The following is a 13,848-nucleotide window of genomic DNA, read 5'->3' on the forward strand; positions in this document are numbered from 1 at the left end:
GTAGAAGTTGCGCTCCCAGCGGTGGCGGGCGAGGACCTCCAGCTGCTCGGCGCTCAGCGGGCGGCCGTCGCTCGTGGCCGCGTTGCGCTCGGCGTTGCGGACGCTGCGCATGCCGACGATCACCGTGGAGACGGCCTCCTGCGCGAGGACGAACCTCAGCGCGACGTCGGGCAGCTCGTCGACGCCGATCCCCAGGTCGTCGACGAGCGCCTGCACGTGGTCGGCCACCTGCTGCCGGCGGTCGCCGCCGAAGTACCCGTGGCGCCAGTCGCCCTCGGGGAAGGTCGTCTCCGGCGTGATCGCGCCGGTCAGGGCCCCCTCGTCGAGGGCCACGCGCACGATCACGCCCACGCCGGCCTCGACGCAGGCCGGGAAGAGCACCTCCGCCGGCTCCTGGTGGAAGACGTTGTAGATCACCTGGACGGTGTCGACGACGCCGCTGCGGACGAGCTCGACGCCGTTGCCCGGCTGGTGGTCGTTGATCGAGACGCCGAAGGCGCGGATCTTGCCCTCGGACTTCAGGGCCTGCACGGTCTCGAGCCAGTCGCCGCGGCCGACCCAGTCGTCGCTCCAGACGTGGAACTGCAGCAGGTCGAAGGCCTCGAGGCCCGACTCGCGCAGGCTCGTCTCGAGGCTGGCGCGGACGTGCTCACCCGGGAAGGCCTCGGCGGGGTCGATGCCCGACGGGGCGGGCCACCGCATGTTCTTCGGCGGCACCTTGGTGGCGACGCGGACGCCGTCGCCACCGTGCTCGCGCAGGAAGCGGCCGACGATCCGCTCGCTCTCGCCGTAGCCGCGCGCCGTGTCGATGAAGTCGACGCCCAGCTCGACGGCGCGGGCCAGCGCGCGCAGCGACTCGTCCTCCTGCGCGCCCAGCCACATCGACCCGCCGATGCCCCACGCGCCGTAGCCGATCTCCGAGACCGTCATGCCGGTCCTGCCCAGGCTCCTGTGCTCCATGGGGACTGCCTACCCCAGCGCGGCCGCCGGGGCGCGCCGGGTGCGCGCGAGCCACAGCTCGAAGACCAGCGTGCCCAGCGGTGGCACGCTGGCCGCCAGGGCCAGCAGCGTGACGCCTCGGGACCACCGCAGGACGCGGGAGGCGACCAGCGCCGTGAGCACGTAGAGCACGAAGGCCCCGCCGTGCAGCGGTCCGAACAGGTGCACGCCGGCCTCGGTGGTGTCGGAGACGTACTTCAGCCACATGCCCACGAGCAGGCCGAGCCAGGTGAGGGCCTCGAGCACGGCGACCGCGGCGAAGACCCGCCGCGCCAGGCGCTGTCGATCTTCCGTCATGCCCGGAGCCAACCACGTCCGCGCGCCCGCGGGGCCGGGGCGCCGCGACGGTGGTGCGGCACCTCACACCGCTGCGCCCTACGCTCGCCCGCATGCTCCCCCGACGCACCCTCCCGCGCAGCGGCGTCGAGCTCACCGAGCTCGTCCTGGGCACCTCGGGGCTCGGCAACCTCTACCGCGCCAGCACGGACGCCGAGGCGCACCGCACCGTCGACGCCGCCTGGGACGCCGGCATCCGGGTCTTCGACACCGCCCCCCACTACGGGCTGGGCCTGGCCGAGCGGCGACTGGGGCAGGCGCTCGCCGACCGGCCGCGCGAGGAGTACGTGCTGTCGACCAAGGTCGGCCGCCTGCTCGTGCCCGACCCCGAGGGCGCCGGACGCAGCGACCTCCCGGTGTTCGACGTGCCCGCCGACCTGCGCCGCGTGTGGGACTTCAGCCGCGACGGCGTCCTGCGCTCGCTCGAGGAGAGCCTGCAGCGCCTGGGCACCGACTCCGTCGACGTCGTCTTCGTCCACGACCCCGACGAGCACTGGGAGCAGGCGGCCGCCGAGGCGGTGCCCGCGCTGGTCGAGCTGCGCGAGCAGGGCGTCGTGCGGGCGATCGGCGCGGGCATGAACCAGACCGCCATGCTCACCCGCTTCGTGCGCGAGACCGACGTCGACCTCGTCATGTGCGCCGGGCGCTACACGCTGCTGGAGCAGCCGGCGCTGGACGACCTGCTGCCCGCGGCGCAGGAGCGCGGCGTCGCGGTGGTCGCCGCGGCCGTCTTCAACAGCGGCCTGCTCGCCCGGCCCGAGCCCGCGGCCGACGCCACCTACGGCTACGCACCAGCGCCCGCGGACGTGCTCGAGCGCGCCCGCCGGCTCGCGGCGGTGTGCCGCGAGCACGGCACCACGCTGCCCGCGGCGGCGCTGCAGCTGCCGCTGGCCCACCCCGGCATCGCCAGCGTCGCGGTGGGCGTGAGCAGCGCGGAGGAGCTGCAGGCCGACGTGGACCTCCACGCCGCCCCCGTGCCCACCGCGCTGTGGGACGACCTGCGCGCCCAGGGCCTGCTGCGCGCCGACGCGCCCACGCCCCGGAGCTGACCGCCCGGGGCGGCCCCGGGCGGTCCCGGGACGGTCCCGGGGCGGGCGGTCAGCTCCGGGCGCGCCGGACCAGCGCCCGCGCGCCGAGGAAGGTCGCCGCGCCGGCCGCGACCCACGGGCCGGCCACCAGGAAGGGGTCGACCCACTGGTGGTTCACGTCCGCGCGGCCGCGCCCGAACCGCGAGGAGACGCCGTGGCGGCGGGCCTCGCTGAGCACGCCCGTCTCGGTGATCGGGTTGTCCGGGCGCAGGGTCGCGAACGAGCGCAGGTGGCTCTCCACGGCGTCGATGCGGTCGCCGGCGATGAGCAGCAGCCAGTGCGCGGCGCGGCCCTCGCCGTACCGGTAGGCGTAGCGGCGCACCGCGCCCGACAGGCCGTGCAGCGGCGCCGCCGTCCCGAAGACGGGGGTGAGCATGCCGTGCTCGATCGAGCGCTCCCGCGGGTAGCGCTCGGGCTGGCGCTCGGGGAAGTCCCAGTGGGCGCCGGTGGCCCCGGGGTCGAACCGCTCCTGGGGCACCGCCGGGCGGTCCTGGGGGTCCAGGTCGGCGCCCCAGCCGGGGATCCGGGCGCGCAGCTGCTCGGGCGTCTCCGGCAGGGGCGGCTTGGCGGAGGTGTAGGTCATGGTCGGCCGGTCTGCCTCGGCGCTCATGCGGGCTCCTCCATGACGATGATCGGCTTGATGCAGTCGTCGAGCTTGGCCGAGAACATGTGGTACGCCTCGGCGATGTGCTCCAGCGGGACGCGGTGGGTGACGATGTCGCTGGGCTTGAGGTAGCCGTTGCGGATGTGCTCGAACAGGCGCGGCCACTGGCGCTTGACCGGCGTCTGGTTCATGTTCAGCGTCAGCCCCTTGTTGAGGGCGTCGCCGAACTTGACCGCGCTGAAGATCGGCCCGTAGGCGCCCATCACCGAGATGGTGGCGCCCTTGCGCACCGAGTCGATCGCCCAGTTCAGCGCCACCGGCGAGCCGCCCTGGAGCTTGAGCTTGGCCGAGGTGACGTGCTGGAGGAAGTTGCCGTCCGCCTCCGCGCCCACCGCGTCGATCGCGACGTCCGCTCCCAGGTGGCCGGTGATCCGCTTCATGTGGACGACGAGGTCGTCGTGCTCGGTGAAGTTGATCGTCTCGGCGTGGGCGAACGTGCGCGCCTTCTCCAGCCGGTAGTCGAGGTGGTCGACCACGATGACGCGCCCGGCGCCCATGAGCCACGCGGACTTCGCCGCGTACAGGCCCACCGGGCCCGCCCCGAACACCACCACGACGTCACCCTCGACGATGTCGCCGAGCTGGGCGCCGAAGTAGCCCGTGGCCAGGGCGTCGGTGAGCAGGACGGCGTCGTCGTCGTCCATCCAGTCGGGGATCAGCGCCGGGCCGACGTCGGCGAACGGCACCCGGACGAACTCGGCCTGGCCGCCGTCGTACCCGCCCGTGGTGTGGGAGTAGCCGTAGATGGCGCCCACGGCCGTGGCGTTGGGGTTGACGTTGTGGCAGTTGGAGTACAGCCCGCGCGCGCAGTAGAAGCAGGAGCCGCAGTAGATGTTGAACGGCACCATGACGCGGTCGCCCCGCTTGAGCCGCTGCACCGAGGAGCCGACCTCCTCGACCACGCCGATGAACTCGTGGCCGAAGGTCGTCCCGACCCGGGTGTCGGGGAGCAGCCCGTGGTAGAGGTGCAGGTCGGAGCCGCAGATGGCGGCGCGGGTGACCCGCACGATCGCGTCGTTGGGGTGCTCGATCGGCGGGACGTCCTTCTCCTCCACCCGCACCTTGTACGGACCTCGGTAGACCATCGCGCGCACTGCTGCCCCCTCCGATGACGTGGCGGCCAGTCTCCCCGAGCAGGCCGCGGGGGCAACCCGAGCGCGGGCACCCCCCGTGCGCCCCGTGCCAGACTCCTCCGGTGCGGCTGAGCGAGTTCTGGGTGCTGGCGGACGAGGTCTTCGGCGCCGCCTACGCGCGCACCCTCGCCGCCGACCTCGTCCTCGGTGCGCTGGGCGACCGCACCGCCGAGCGGGCGCTCGCGGACGGCGTCCCGGCGCGCGACGTCTGGGTGGCGCTGTGCGACGACATGGACGTGCCCGAGAGCCGCCGCTGGGGCCAGCAGCGCCCCGCGCGCCGCGGCCACCCCGCCTGAGCGGCGCCGTCGGCGCGGGCTGCACGACCCGCCGCCCGCGGGGTAGGGGGCGGCCATGAGCACTCCCGAGATCCCGTCCGGCGGCGGCCCCCTCCTGCCCACCGACGCCGGCGCCCCCGTCGACAGCGGCCCCGAGCAGGACGCCGACCACCCCGAGCCGCAGGACGACGCCGGTCCGGGCGGGCAGGGCTGAGCGCGCGGGGCTGAGCGCGACGCGCCGAGGAGGCGCGGGATCCCCCACCAGGGCGGAAGCGCCGTGCAGGGTGGGGGTCCGGGCCCGACGGGCCCTCGTTCACAGGAGGTCGGTCGTGGTGCAGGACGCCGTCCCTCCGCCGATCGGCCCGCGGGCCGCCGGCCGCGGTGAGCGCTGGGAGCTGCCCGGGACGCACGGCGGGCCCGTGGCCGACGCGCGCGAGGGCCTGCGCCACGCGGTGCTCGTGCTGGACGGCGCCGCCGGGACGACCCGCGCGCTCGACGCCGGCGTCCGCCTGCCCCGCTTCTGACCGCCTGACCCCGCGGTGGCGGGACGTCGACGACCATCGACGTGCGGCCACGCGCCTGCCACGCTGGTGCGGTGCTGACCTCCGTCGCCGCCATCGTCGCTCCGGGCGTGGAGCCGTTCGAGCTGGGCGTGCTCTGCGAGCTGTTCGGGCCCGACCGCCGCGAGCACGGCGTGCCGCTGCTGGACTTCGCCGTGGTCACCGAGCGCCCCGGGCGCGTGCCGACCTCGGCCGGCTTCGCCCTGGAGGTGGGGCTGGGCCTGGAGCGGGCGGCCACCGCGGACCTCGTCGCGGTCGCTCCCGCCGCGCGCGACGACGAGGTGCCCCAGGCGGTGCTCGACGTGCTGCGCGACGCCGTGGCCCGCGGGGCCCGGGTGCTCAGCGTCTGCACCGCGGCGTTCGTCCTGGGCCGGGCCGGGCTGCTCGACGGTCGCCGGTGCACCACCCACTGGATGCACGCGGCCGAGCTCGCGCGCCGGTACCCGCTGGCCGAGGTCGACGCCGGCGTCCTCTACGTCGAGGACGGGCCGGTGGTGACCAGCGCCGGCTCCGCCGCGGGCATCGACGCCGGGCTGCACGTGCTGCGCACCGAGCTCGGCGCCGCGGCGGCGGCCACGGTGGCGCGCCGGATGGTCGTCCCGCCCCACCGCGACGGCGGCCAGGCCCAGTTCGTGGCCACCCCGCTGCCGCCGTGCGCGGACGACGACATCGCCCCGCTGCTGGCGTGGGCGGTGGAGCACCTGGACGAGGACCTCGGCGTCGACCGGCTCGCGCGGCGCGCCCGGATGTCGGTGCGCACCTTCGCCCGCCGCTTCGCCGACGCCACCGGGACCTCGCCCGGAGCCTGGGTCAACCGCCAGCGGCTGGCCCGCGCCCGCGAGCTGCTCGAGCTGACCGACCTGCCGGTGGACGCGGTCGCCGAGCGGGTGGGGTGGGGCTCCGCCGCGGCGCTGCGCCACCACTTCGCCGGGCTGGGGACGACGCCGCTGGCCTACCGCCGCACCTTCGCCGGGGCCCCGGCGCGCTGAGCCCCGGCGCCGCTGACCCGGCTCACTCCCCGCCGGGGTTGAGGGTCACCTCGATCGGCGTGTAGCCGTCTCCGGTGGTGTCCACGCCCTCCTCCTCCAGCTCGGCGATGGCCCGGTCGACGTACTCGGTGGTGTGGGCCTCCTCGTCGGGCGCCTGGGTGATCACCGTCTGCCCGTCGGCGTTCTTCGTGCCCAGGGCGATCTCGACGGTCCGGTCCCAGGCCTCCTCGTCGAAGGCGCCAGCGCCCCCGGGCGCCGGCCAGATGAGCTTGTTGACCTCGTTGACCTGCCACAGCTGGTGGCTGGCGCCCAGGGTGGACCCGGAGGCCACGACGATGTCGCGGCAGCTCTCCGGCTCGTCCCGGCAGTACGCCCAGCCCCGGAGGGAGGCCTTGATGAAGGCCACGGTCGTCTCCTGGTACTCCTCGTCGGAGGACAGGCGCTCGGTGTTGGCCCAGATCGCGTCCTGGAGCATCGCCGTGCCGACCTCGTTCCAGTCCAGCACGGTGAGGTCCTCGGGGGTGAAGAGCTCCCCGGTGGCGGGGTTGGTGGCCTCGAGGATCTGGGCGTACTCGTTGTACGTCATCGCCTGGGCGGCGTCGATGTCGCCGGCCAGGAAGGCGTTCATGTCGAACTGCTGCTGGACGAGCGTGACGTCGCCGGCGGGGTCGAGGCCGGCCTCGGTCATGCCTGCGAACAGCTCGAACTCGTTGCCGAACCCCCAGTTGCCGACGGTCCTGCCCGCGAGGTCGGCGGGGGAGGTGATGCCGGCGTCGGCGAAGGACACCTGGAGGGTGCCCGAGCGCTGGAAGACCTGCGCCACGTCGGTGATCCCCGCGCCCTGCTCCCGGGAGGCCAGGGCCTTGGGCACCCAGGCGATGGCGTAGTCCGCGCGGTCCTGGGCCAGCACGGTCTGCGGGACGATGTCGCTGCCGCCCTCGAGGATCTCGACGTCGAGCCCCTCGTCCTCGTAGAAGCCCTGGTCGGCGGCGGCCAGGTAGCCGGCGAACTGCGCCTGCTTGAACCACTGGAGCTGGAGCTTCACCGGGGTCAGGCCCGACCCGCCCTCCTCCGTGGCGGCGGCCCCAGCGGAGCCGGAGCCGTCGGCGGTGCCGCAGGCGGCGAGCAGGGCCAGGGCGCTGGCGGCGGCGACGGTCAGGGCGGTGCGTCGGGTCGGGCTCACGGGGGTCCTTCCGGGGCGGGGTCGGGGGGCGGGAGCGGGTGGGCTCAGGGCCGGAGCGGCACGCGGCGCCACGGGGTGGCGACGCGCTCCAGCACCAGGGCGGCGGCGTAGAAGAGCAGGCCGAGCGCGCACGCCGCGGTGACGTACGCCCAGGCCCTCGGGTAGGCGCTGTTGGAGGCGGCCGAGGTGATCCGCGAGCCCAGGCCGTCCTGGAGGCCGCCGAAGTACTCCGCGACGACGGCCGCGATCACCGACGTCGAGGCGGCCAGGCGCAGCCCGGTGAACACGTGCGGCAGGGCGCCGGGCAGGCGGACGGCGCGCGTGGTGGCCCAGCCGCCGGCGGCGTAGCTGCGCATGAGGTCCGCGTGCACGGGGTCGACCTGGCGCAGCCCGCGCAGCGCGTTGACGAACACGGGCAGGAAGACCACGAGGGTCACCACCAGGCGCCGCGGCAGGGAGCTCGTGGCGCCGAACATGGTCGCGAAGATCGGCGCGAGGGCGACGATCGGCATGGCGCCGCTCGCGGCCGCCAGCGGGGTCAGCGCCTGGTCCAGCACCCGCACCCGCGCGGCCAGGGCCGCAGCCACCAGGGCCAGCAGCGACCCGGCGACCAGCCCCAGCAGGGCGTTGGTCCCGCTGGCGCGAGCGGCCTCCAGCACCGGCGTCCCGACCTCGCGCAGGGCGCCGGCGATCGCGAGCGGCGAGGGCAGGACGTAGCTGGCCACCCGGCCGAGCACGACGAGCGCCTGCCAGGCCGCCAGGAGCAGCACCGCCACCGCGGCCGGGGCCGCCAGGCGCCTCACGCGCTGGCCCCGGCGCGCACCGGGGCGCCCCGCAGCGCCTCGCGGACGTCGGTGACGCGGGCGAAGAACCCCGGCGCCTCGCGCACGTCCGTGCCCGCGGCCCTCGGCAGGTCGACGTCGACGACGGCGGCGATCCGACCCGGGCGGGCCGACATGACCACGACGCGGTCGGAGAGGTAGACGGCCTCGGGGATGGAGTGGGTGACGAACAGCACGGTGGTGCCGGCCGCGGCGGCGATCCGCAGCAGCTCGTCCTGCAGGCGCTCGCGGGTCATCTCGTCCAGCGCCCCGAAGGGCTCGTCCATGAGCAGCAGCGAGGGGGACTCGGCCAGGGCCCGGGCGATCGCCACCCGCTGCTGCATGCCGCCGGAGAGCTGGCTGGGCCGCGCCCCGGCGACGTCGCCCAGCCCCACCAGGTCGAGCAGCTCCACCGCCCGTGCCCGGCGCTCGCGGCGGCCGACGCCGTGCAGCTCCAGGGGCAGCTCCACGTTGCGGGCGACCGTGCGCCACTCCAGCAGCCCGGCGGACTGGAAGGCGATGCCGTAGTCCTGGTCGCGCCGGGCCTGGGCGGCGCTCTTGCCGCCGACCGCCACCTCACCGCTGGTGGGGGTCACCAGGTCGGCGACCACCCGCAGCAGCGTCGACTTGCCGCACCCCGAGGGCCCGATGAGCGACACGAACTGTCCGCGCTCCACGGTGAGGTCGACGCCGTCCAGCGCCGTGACGGGGCCCGCCGCGGTGGCGAAGCGCTGCGTGAGCGCTCGGACCTGGACCATCGGCGCGGTGCTGGGAGTCATGCGGGGCCTCCGTAGGTGCCGCGCGTGCGCCGCAGCGCGACGTCGGCGAGGGTGACGAGGCCGGCGACGAGCAGGCCCAGGGCGGCGGCGCCCCAGACCGCGGCGTGGATGCGGGCGGGGGAGCTGGTGGCCTGCTGGGCGTACTCGATGATCAGCCGGCCGATCCCGCCCCGCGTGCCGGTGGAGATCTCCGCGACGATGGCGCCGACCACCGCCTGGGCCGCGGCCAGGCGCAGCGCGGGGACGAGGAAGGGCAGCGACGCCGGCAGGCGCAGGCGCAGCACCTGCTGGCGCCAGGACGCCGCGTAGCTGGTGAACAGCTCCTCGGTCAGCGCCGAGGGCGCCTGCAGGCCCCGCAGGAGCCCGACGGCGACCGGGCAGAAGGCGAGGAAGGCGCTGATCACCACCACGGAGGTGGCCGGCGTCCACGTCAGCGGGCCCACCGCGAGCACGCCGCCCCAGCCGGCGACCACCGGAGCGAGGGCGATGATCGGCACGGTCTGGCTCAGGACCACCCAGGGGAGCAGGCCCTCCTCGAGCAGGCGCAGCCGCTGCATGGCGACGGCGAGGGCGGCGCCGACCAGGGCGCCCAGCGCCCATCCGGCCAGGGCCAGGCGCAGCGTCGTCCACGCGCCGGACAGGACGGCCTCGCCCACGGTGCGGGCGCCGGGCACGGCCACCTCGGGCTCGCCCAGGGCGGACAGCACGGCGCCGAGGTGCGGCATCGAGCGCTCGTCGGCCCGCGGCAGCAGGCGCACCCCGGCGACGGCGGCCCCGTCGGCCGGCCCGAAGGAGGCGTACAGCTCCCACGCCGCGGCGAGCGCCGCGACCGCGGCGACGACGACCGCGACGCGGCGCACCGCCCCGGCGCCCCTCACGGGCTGCCCACCACGGCCCGGCCGAGCCCAGCGGCCACCGGCACGACGTGCTCGCCGTAGGCGTCGAGGGTCGCCTCCTTCGCGTCGTGCTGGAGGTAGACCGCGAACTGGTCGACGCCGAGCTCGGCCAGCTGCTCCAGGCGCTCGACCTGCGCCGCCGGCGGCCCGATCAGGCAGAACCGGTCGACGATCTCGTCGGGCACGAACGTCGTGTGGCTGTTGCCCGCGCGGCCGTGCTCGGCGTAGTCGTAGCCGGTGCGCCCGGCGATGTAGTCGGTCAGCGCTCGCGGCACGCCGCCGTCGGCGCCGTAGCGGGTGACGATGTCGGCGACGTGGTTGCCGACCATGCCGCCGAACCACCGGCACTGCTCCCGGGCGTGGGCCAGTCCGGCCGGGGTGCCGTCGGTGACGTAGGCCGGCGCCGCGACGCAGAACCGGATCTCTGCGGGATCGCGGCCGGCGTCCACCGCGGCGGCCCGCACGCGCTCGATGGTCCAGGCGGCGATGGCCGGGTCGGCGAGCTGGAGGATGAACCCGTCGGCGACCTGGCCGGTCAGCGCGAGCGCCTTGGGGCCGTAGGCGGCCACCCAGACCTCCAGCTGCCCGGAGGTGACCCAGGGCAGCCGCACGGGTGAGCCGCGGTGCTCGACCTCCCGGCCGTTGGCGAGCTCGCGGATGACGTGGACGGCGCCGCGCAGGTCGGCCAGCGTGGTGGGGCGCCCGTTGATGGTGCGCACCGCGGAGTCACCGCGCCCGATCCCGCAGACCGTGCGGTTGCCGTGCATCTCGTTGAGCGTGGCGAACAGCGAGGCCAGCACGGTCCACTCCCGGGTGGCCGGGTTGGTGACCATCGGGCCGACGACGATCCGCTCCGTGGCCGCCAGCATCGCGCTGTAGATGACGAACGGCTCCTGCCACAGCACGTGGGAGTCGAACGTCCAGGCGTGGGAGAACCCCGCCCGCTCCGCGCGGGCGGTGAGCTCCACCACGCGGGAGGCGGGTGGGTCGGTCTGCAGCACGACGCCGACGTCCACGGGGGTCCTCTTCCTCAGCGCAGGTAGGTCGACAGGCCGCGCGGCACGTACCGGCCGTGGCCGGCGCGCCCGGAGAAGACGCCGCCGGAGAGCACGACCTCCCCGCGGGAGACGACGGTGTCCACGCCGCCGGAGACCTCGAAGCCCTCCCAGCCGGAGTGGTCGAGGTTCATGTGGTGCGTCGCGGCGCTGATCCGGGTCTTCTTCGCCGGGTCGTAGAGCACGAGGTCGGCGTCAGAGCCTGGGGCGATCACGCCCTTGCGGGGGTACATCCCGAACATCCGCGCCGGGGTGGTGGAGCAGGTCTCCACCCAGCGCTCCAGGGTGATCTGGCCGTCGGCGACGCCCTGGTAGACGAGGTCCATCCGGTGCTCGACGGTGCCGATGCCGTTGGGGATCCGGCGGAAGTCCCCGCGGCCGAGCTCCTTCTGGTCCTTGTAGCAGAACGGGCAGTGGTCGGTGGAGACGATCGCGAGGTCGTCGGTGCGCAGCCCCTTCCACAGGTCGGCGCCGTGGTGCTCGTGCCTGCTGCGCAGCGGCGGGGAGGCGACCCACTTCGCGCCCTCGAAGCCGCCGTCGCCCGGGGCTCCGAGCTGGTCCTCCAGGGTCAGGTACAGGTACTGGGGGCAGGTCTCGGCGAAGACGTTGCGCCCGGCGTCGCGCGCGCGGGCGACGGCCTCCAGCGCCTGGGACGCCGACAGGTGCACGAAGTACACGGGCGTGGAGCCGGCGACCTCGGCCAGGGCGATGACCCGGGAGGTCGCCTCGCCCTCCAGCACGGGCGGCCGGGTCAGCCCGTGGTTCACCGGGCCCAGCTCGCCGCGGGCGGCGGCCTGGGCGGCGAGCACGTCGATCGCGATGCCGTTCTCGGCGTGCATCATGATCATCGCGCCGTTCTCGCGGGCGGTCTGCATCGCCCGCAGGATCTGGCCGTCGTCGCTGTAGAAGACGCCCGGGTAGGCGGTGAAGAGCTTGAAGCTGCTCACGCCCTCGGTGGCGACGAGGCGGTCCATCGCCTTCAGCGCCGCCTCGTCGACGCCGCCGAGGATCATGTGGAAGCCGTAGTCGACGGCGCACTGGCCCGCTGCCTTCGCGTGCCAGGCGGCCAGCCCGGCCTCGACGTCCTCGCCGGTGCGCTGGACGGCGAAGTCGACGATCGTCGTCGTGCCGCCCCACGCGGCGGCCACCGTGCCGGTGGCGAAGGTGTCGGAGGCCTCGGTGCCGCCGAAGGGCAGCTGCATGTGGGTGTGGACGTCGATGCCGCCGGGCACCACGAGCCTGCCCGTGGCGTCCAGGACGCGGGCGTCGGGCCCGACCAGCGCGTCGGCGCCGCCGGGCACGTGCAGGGAGGCGATGGTCTCACCGTCCACGAGCACGTCCATCGGGGCGGCGCCGGTGGTGGAGACCACCGTGCCGCCGCGGACGAGGAGGGTCGAGGAGGACGGGGCCATCAGGGCTGGACCAGGTCGCCGTAGGCGTCCGGACGCCGGTCTCGGTAGAAGGCCCAGCGGTTGCGCACGGTGGTGATGAGGTCCATGTCCAGGTCGCGCACGACGAGCTCGGCCTCGTGGGCGTCGGCGTACTCCCCGACCGGCTTGGCCTCGGGGTCGACGAAGAAGGAGGTGCCGTAGAAGTCGTCGTCGCCCAGGTCCTCGATGCCGACCCGGTTGATCCCGCCGACGAAGTACTCGTTGGCGACCGCGGCGGCGGTGCCCTCGATCTTCCACAGGTAGTTGCTCAGCCCGCGGGAGGTGGCCGAGGGGTTGAAGACGATCTCCGCGCCGTTGAGGCCGAGCGCGCGCCAGCCCTCGGGGAAGTGGCGGTCGTAGCAGATGTAGACGCCGACCCGCCCGACCGCGGTGTCGAAGACGGGGTAGCCGAGGTTCCCGGGGCGGAAGTAGAACTTCTCCCAGAAGCCCTCGACGTGGGGGATGTGGGTCTTGCGGTACTTGCCCAGGTAGGTGCCGTCGGCGTCGATCACCGCCGCGGTGTTGTAGAGGACGCCCGGCTGCTCCTGCTCGTAGACCGGCAGCACGATGACCATCCCGTGCTCCTTCGCGAGCGCCGCGAAGCGCTCGGTGGTCGGCCCGGGGACGCTCTCGGCGTACTCGTAGTACTTCGCGTCCTGCACCTGGCAGAAGTAGGGGCCGTAGAAGAGCTCCTGGAAGCAGATGACCTGCACGCCCTGGAGGGCGGCCTGGCGCACGTGCTCCTCGTGCGCCTTGATCATCGACTCCTTGTCGCCGGTCCAGGGGGTCTGGACCAGGGCGGCTCGGACGGTCCGGGGCATCGGGGCTCCCTCGGTCGCTGCTTCTCCCGCACCAGCCGGCGCGGGAGGCACAGCGAACGGGGCGCCCGCGTCGCTGGCGTTCCAGCCGTGTTGCTGCTGCATGACGGCTCAGGGGGCGCAGCGCGGCACCGACTGCGGCGAACCGCCGGTGCGGCCCGCCGGCGCCGGACATCATGGGGCGGTGCTCGAGGAGGTGGCATGACGCCGTTGGAGATGACCGGGACCCCGGCGCCGCGCAGGTCGCGGCGCGGGTGGCTCCTGCCCGCCCTGGCGGTGGTGCTGGTGCTGGCGCTCGCCGCCGCGACCTACCTGTACCTGGTGGCCGGCAGCTGGCAGGACCGCGCCGAGCGCCTGGACGACCGCCGCACGCAGCTCTCCGCCCAGCTCGCGGACCTGCAGGCGCAGCACGACGCCCTCACGGCCCAGGCGGCGGCCGTCGAGGAGGAGCTGGCCCGATCGAGCGAGCGGGTGCGCGAGCTGTCCGACGAGAAGGCGCAGGTCGCCGACCAGCGCGAGGCCAACGCGCAGGAGGCCGAGCGCAACTCCGACACCGCCCAGGCGGCCGCCGACGTCGCCGGGGCGATGGGCGTGTGCGCCTCGGCGCTGCAGTCCCTCCTCGACGTCGTGCTGTCCTCCCCGGACTACGACTACGCCCTGGCCCAGCGCAGCGCCAGCGGCGCGGACGCCGCGTGCGCCGCGGCGCAGGACCAGCAGCAGGCCTTCCTCGACTCCCTGGGGGCCTGAGGTGACCAGCGGGCCCGGCGCGGCCGCCCGGTGGGTCACCGCCCTGGCGGCCGGGCTGCTCCTGGCCGGCTGCGC

The 13,848-nt window shown here is 74.9% G+C and carries 17 protein-coding genes; 6 read left to right on the forward strand and 11 right to left on the reverse strand.

The genetic code is table 11. The features are described 5' to 3' along the window. A partial coding sequence (locus AC5FZL_RS10425; RefSeq protein WP_493618518.1) for an aldo/keto reductase occupies positions 1 to 960 on the reverse strand: 960 nt, incomplete at its 3' end. Between the two features lie 9 nt (positions 961 to 969). After that, a complete protein-coding gene (locus AC5FZL_RS10430; protein ID WP_493618519.1) occupies positions 970 to 1,296 on the reverse strand; it encodes a DUF3817 domain-containing protein in 327 nt (108 codons plus the stop codon). 92 nt (positions 1,297 to 1,388) lie between these two features. Here AC5FZL_RS10430 and AC5FZL_RS10435 point away from each other — a divergent pair, with 92 nt between their 5' ends. After that, on the forward strand, positions 1,389 to 2,384 hold the full coding sequence (locus AC5FZL_RS10435; RefSeq protein ID WP_493618520.1) for an aldo/keto reductase: 996 nt from the start codon (positions 1,389 to 1,391) through the stop codon (positions 2,382 to 2,384). A gap of 49 nt (positions 2,385 to 2,433) precedes the next feature. Here AC5FZL_RS10435 and AC5FZL_RS10440 read toward each other — a convergent pair whose 3' ends face one another. Beyond that, positions 2,434 to 3,006: a hypothetical protein gene (locus AC5FZL_RS10440; RefSeq protein WP_493618534.1), complete on the reverse strand. Its 573-nt coding sequence runs from the start codon at positions 3,004 to 3,006 to the stop codon at positions 2,434 to 2,436. Positions 3,007 to 3,029: 23 nt separating this feature from the next. Next, positions 3,030 to 4,181 (reverse strand): zinc-dependent alcohol dehydrogenase, encoded by a 1,152-nt coding sequence (locus tag AC5FZL_RS10445; protein WP_493618521.1) that lies wholly within the window; start codon positions 4,179 to 4,181, stop codon positions 3,030 to 3,032. 101 nt (positions 4,182 to 4,282) lie between these two features. On the opposite strand from AC5FZL_RS10445, the gene AC5FZL_RS10450 reads away from it, so the two are divergent. From AC5FZL_RS10450 to AC5FZL_RS10465, 4 genes are all read left to right on the forward strand, one after another. Then, positions 4,283 to 4,516, forward strand: coding sequence for a DUF3046 domain-containing protein (locus tag AC5FZL_RS10450; RefSeq protein WP_493618522.1), 234 nt, complete (start codon positions 4,283 to 4,285; stop codon positions 4,514 to 4,516). 55 nt (positions 4,517 to 4,571) lie between these two features. Further along, positions 4,572 to 4,709, forward strand: coding sequence for a hypothetical protein (locus AC5FZL_RS10455; RefSeq protein WP_493618523.1), 138 nt, complete (start codon positions 4,572 to 4,574; stop codon positions 4,707 to 4,709). A 115-nt stretch (positions 4,710 to 4,824) separates the two neighbouring features. After that, positions 4,825 to 5,019: a hypothetical protein gene (locus AC5FZL_RS10460; protein ID WP_493618524.1), complete on the forward strand. Its 195-nt coding sequence runs from the start codon at positions 4,825 to 4,827 to the stop codon at positions 5,017 to 5,019. 71 nt (positions 5,020 to 5,090) lie between these two features. Next, the gene (locus AC5FZL_RS10465) at positions 5,091 to 6,044 is read left to right on the forward strand and encodes a GlxA family transcriptional regulator (RefSeq protein ID WP_493618525.1); all 954 of its coding nucleotides are present in this window, start codon (positions 5,091 to 5,093) and stop codon (positions 6,042 to 6,044) included. A 22-nt stretch (positions 6,045 to 6,066) separates the two neighbouring features. Here AC5FZL_RS10465 and AC5FZL_RS10470 read toward each other — a convergent pair whose 3' ends face one another. Genes AC5FZL_RS10470 through AC5FZL_RS10500 form a run of 7 tightly spaced genes read right to left on the reverse strand, consistent with a single transcriptional unit; the run spans position 6,067 to position 13,029 of the window. Then, positions 6,067 to 7,227, reverse strand: coding sequence for an ABC transporter substrate-binding protein (locus AC5FZL_RS10470; protein WP_493618526.1), 1,161 nt, complete (start codon positions 7,225 to 7,227; stop codon positions 6,067 to 6,069). 44 nt (positions 7,228 to 7,271) lie between these two features. Next, positions 7,272 to 8,030, reverse strand: coding sequence for an ABC transporter permease (locus tag AC5FZL_RS10475; RefSeq protein WP_493618527.1), 759 nt, complete (start codon positions 8,028 to 8,030; stop codon positions 7,272 to 7,274). After that, positions 8,027 to 8,827, reverse strand: coding sequence for an ABC transporter ATP-binding protein (locus AC5FZL_RS10480; protein ID WP_493618528.1), 801 nt, complete (start codon positions 8,825 to 8,827; stop codon positions 8,027 to 8,029). Before AC5FZL_RS10480 ends, AC5FZL_RS10475 begins: the two co-directional genes overlap by 4 nt. Next, complete coding sequence (locus AC5FZL_RS10485) at positions 8,824 to 9,705, reverse strand: ABC transporter permease (RefSeq protein WP_493618529.1); 882 nt, start codon at positions 9,703 to 9,705, stop codon at positions 8,824 to 8,826. Before AC5FZL_RS10485 ends, AC5FZL_RS10480 begins: the two co-directional genes overlap by 4 nt. Then, positions 9,702 to 10,739 carry a TIGR03842 family LLM class F420-dependent oxidoreductase gene (locus tag AC5FZL_RS10490; protein ID WP_493618530.1) on the reverse strand — a complete coding sequence of 346 codons (1,038 nt, stop codon included), beginning with the start codon at positions 10,737 to 10,739 and terminating at the stop codon, positions 9,702 to 9,704. The genes AC5FZL_RS10485 and AC5FZL_RS10490 overlap by 4 nt, the downstream gene beginning before the upstream one ends. 14 nt (positions 10,740 to 10,753) lie before the next feature. After that, positions 10,754 to 12,190 carry a dihydropyrimidinase gene (gene hydA, locus AC5FZL_RS10495; RefSeq protein ID WP_493618531.1) on the reverse strand — a complete coding sequence of 479 codons (1,437 nt, stop codon included), beginning with the start codon at positions 12,188 to 12,190 and terminating at the stop codon, positions 10,754 to 10,756. Next, positions 12,190 to 13,029: a nitrilase-related carbon-nitrogen hydrolase gene (locus tag AC5FZL_RS10500; RefSeq protein ID WP_493618532.1), complete on the reverse strand. Its 840-nt coding sequence runs from the start codon at positions 13,027 to 13,029 to the stop codon at positions 12,190 to 12,192. Before AC5FZL_RS10500 ends, hydA begins: the two co-directional genes overlap by 1 nt. A 198-nt stretch (positions 13,030 to 13,227) precedes the next feature. On the opposite strand from AC5FZL_RS10500, the gene AC5FZL_RS10505 reads away from it, so the two are divergent. After that, positions 13,228 to 13,773 carry a hypothetical protein gene (locus AC5FZL_RS10505; protein ID WP_493618533.1) on the forward strand — a complete coding sequence of 182 codons (546 nt, stop codon included), beginning with the start codon at positions 13,228 to 13,230 and terminating at the stop codon, positions 13,771 to 13,773. Positions 13,774 to 13,848: the final 75 nt, after the last annotated feature.

The organism is Quadrisphaera sp. DVD1, assembly GCF_058932755.1.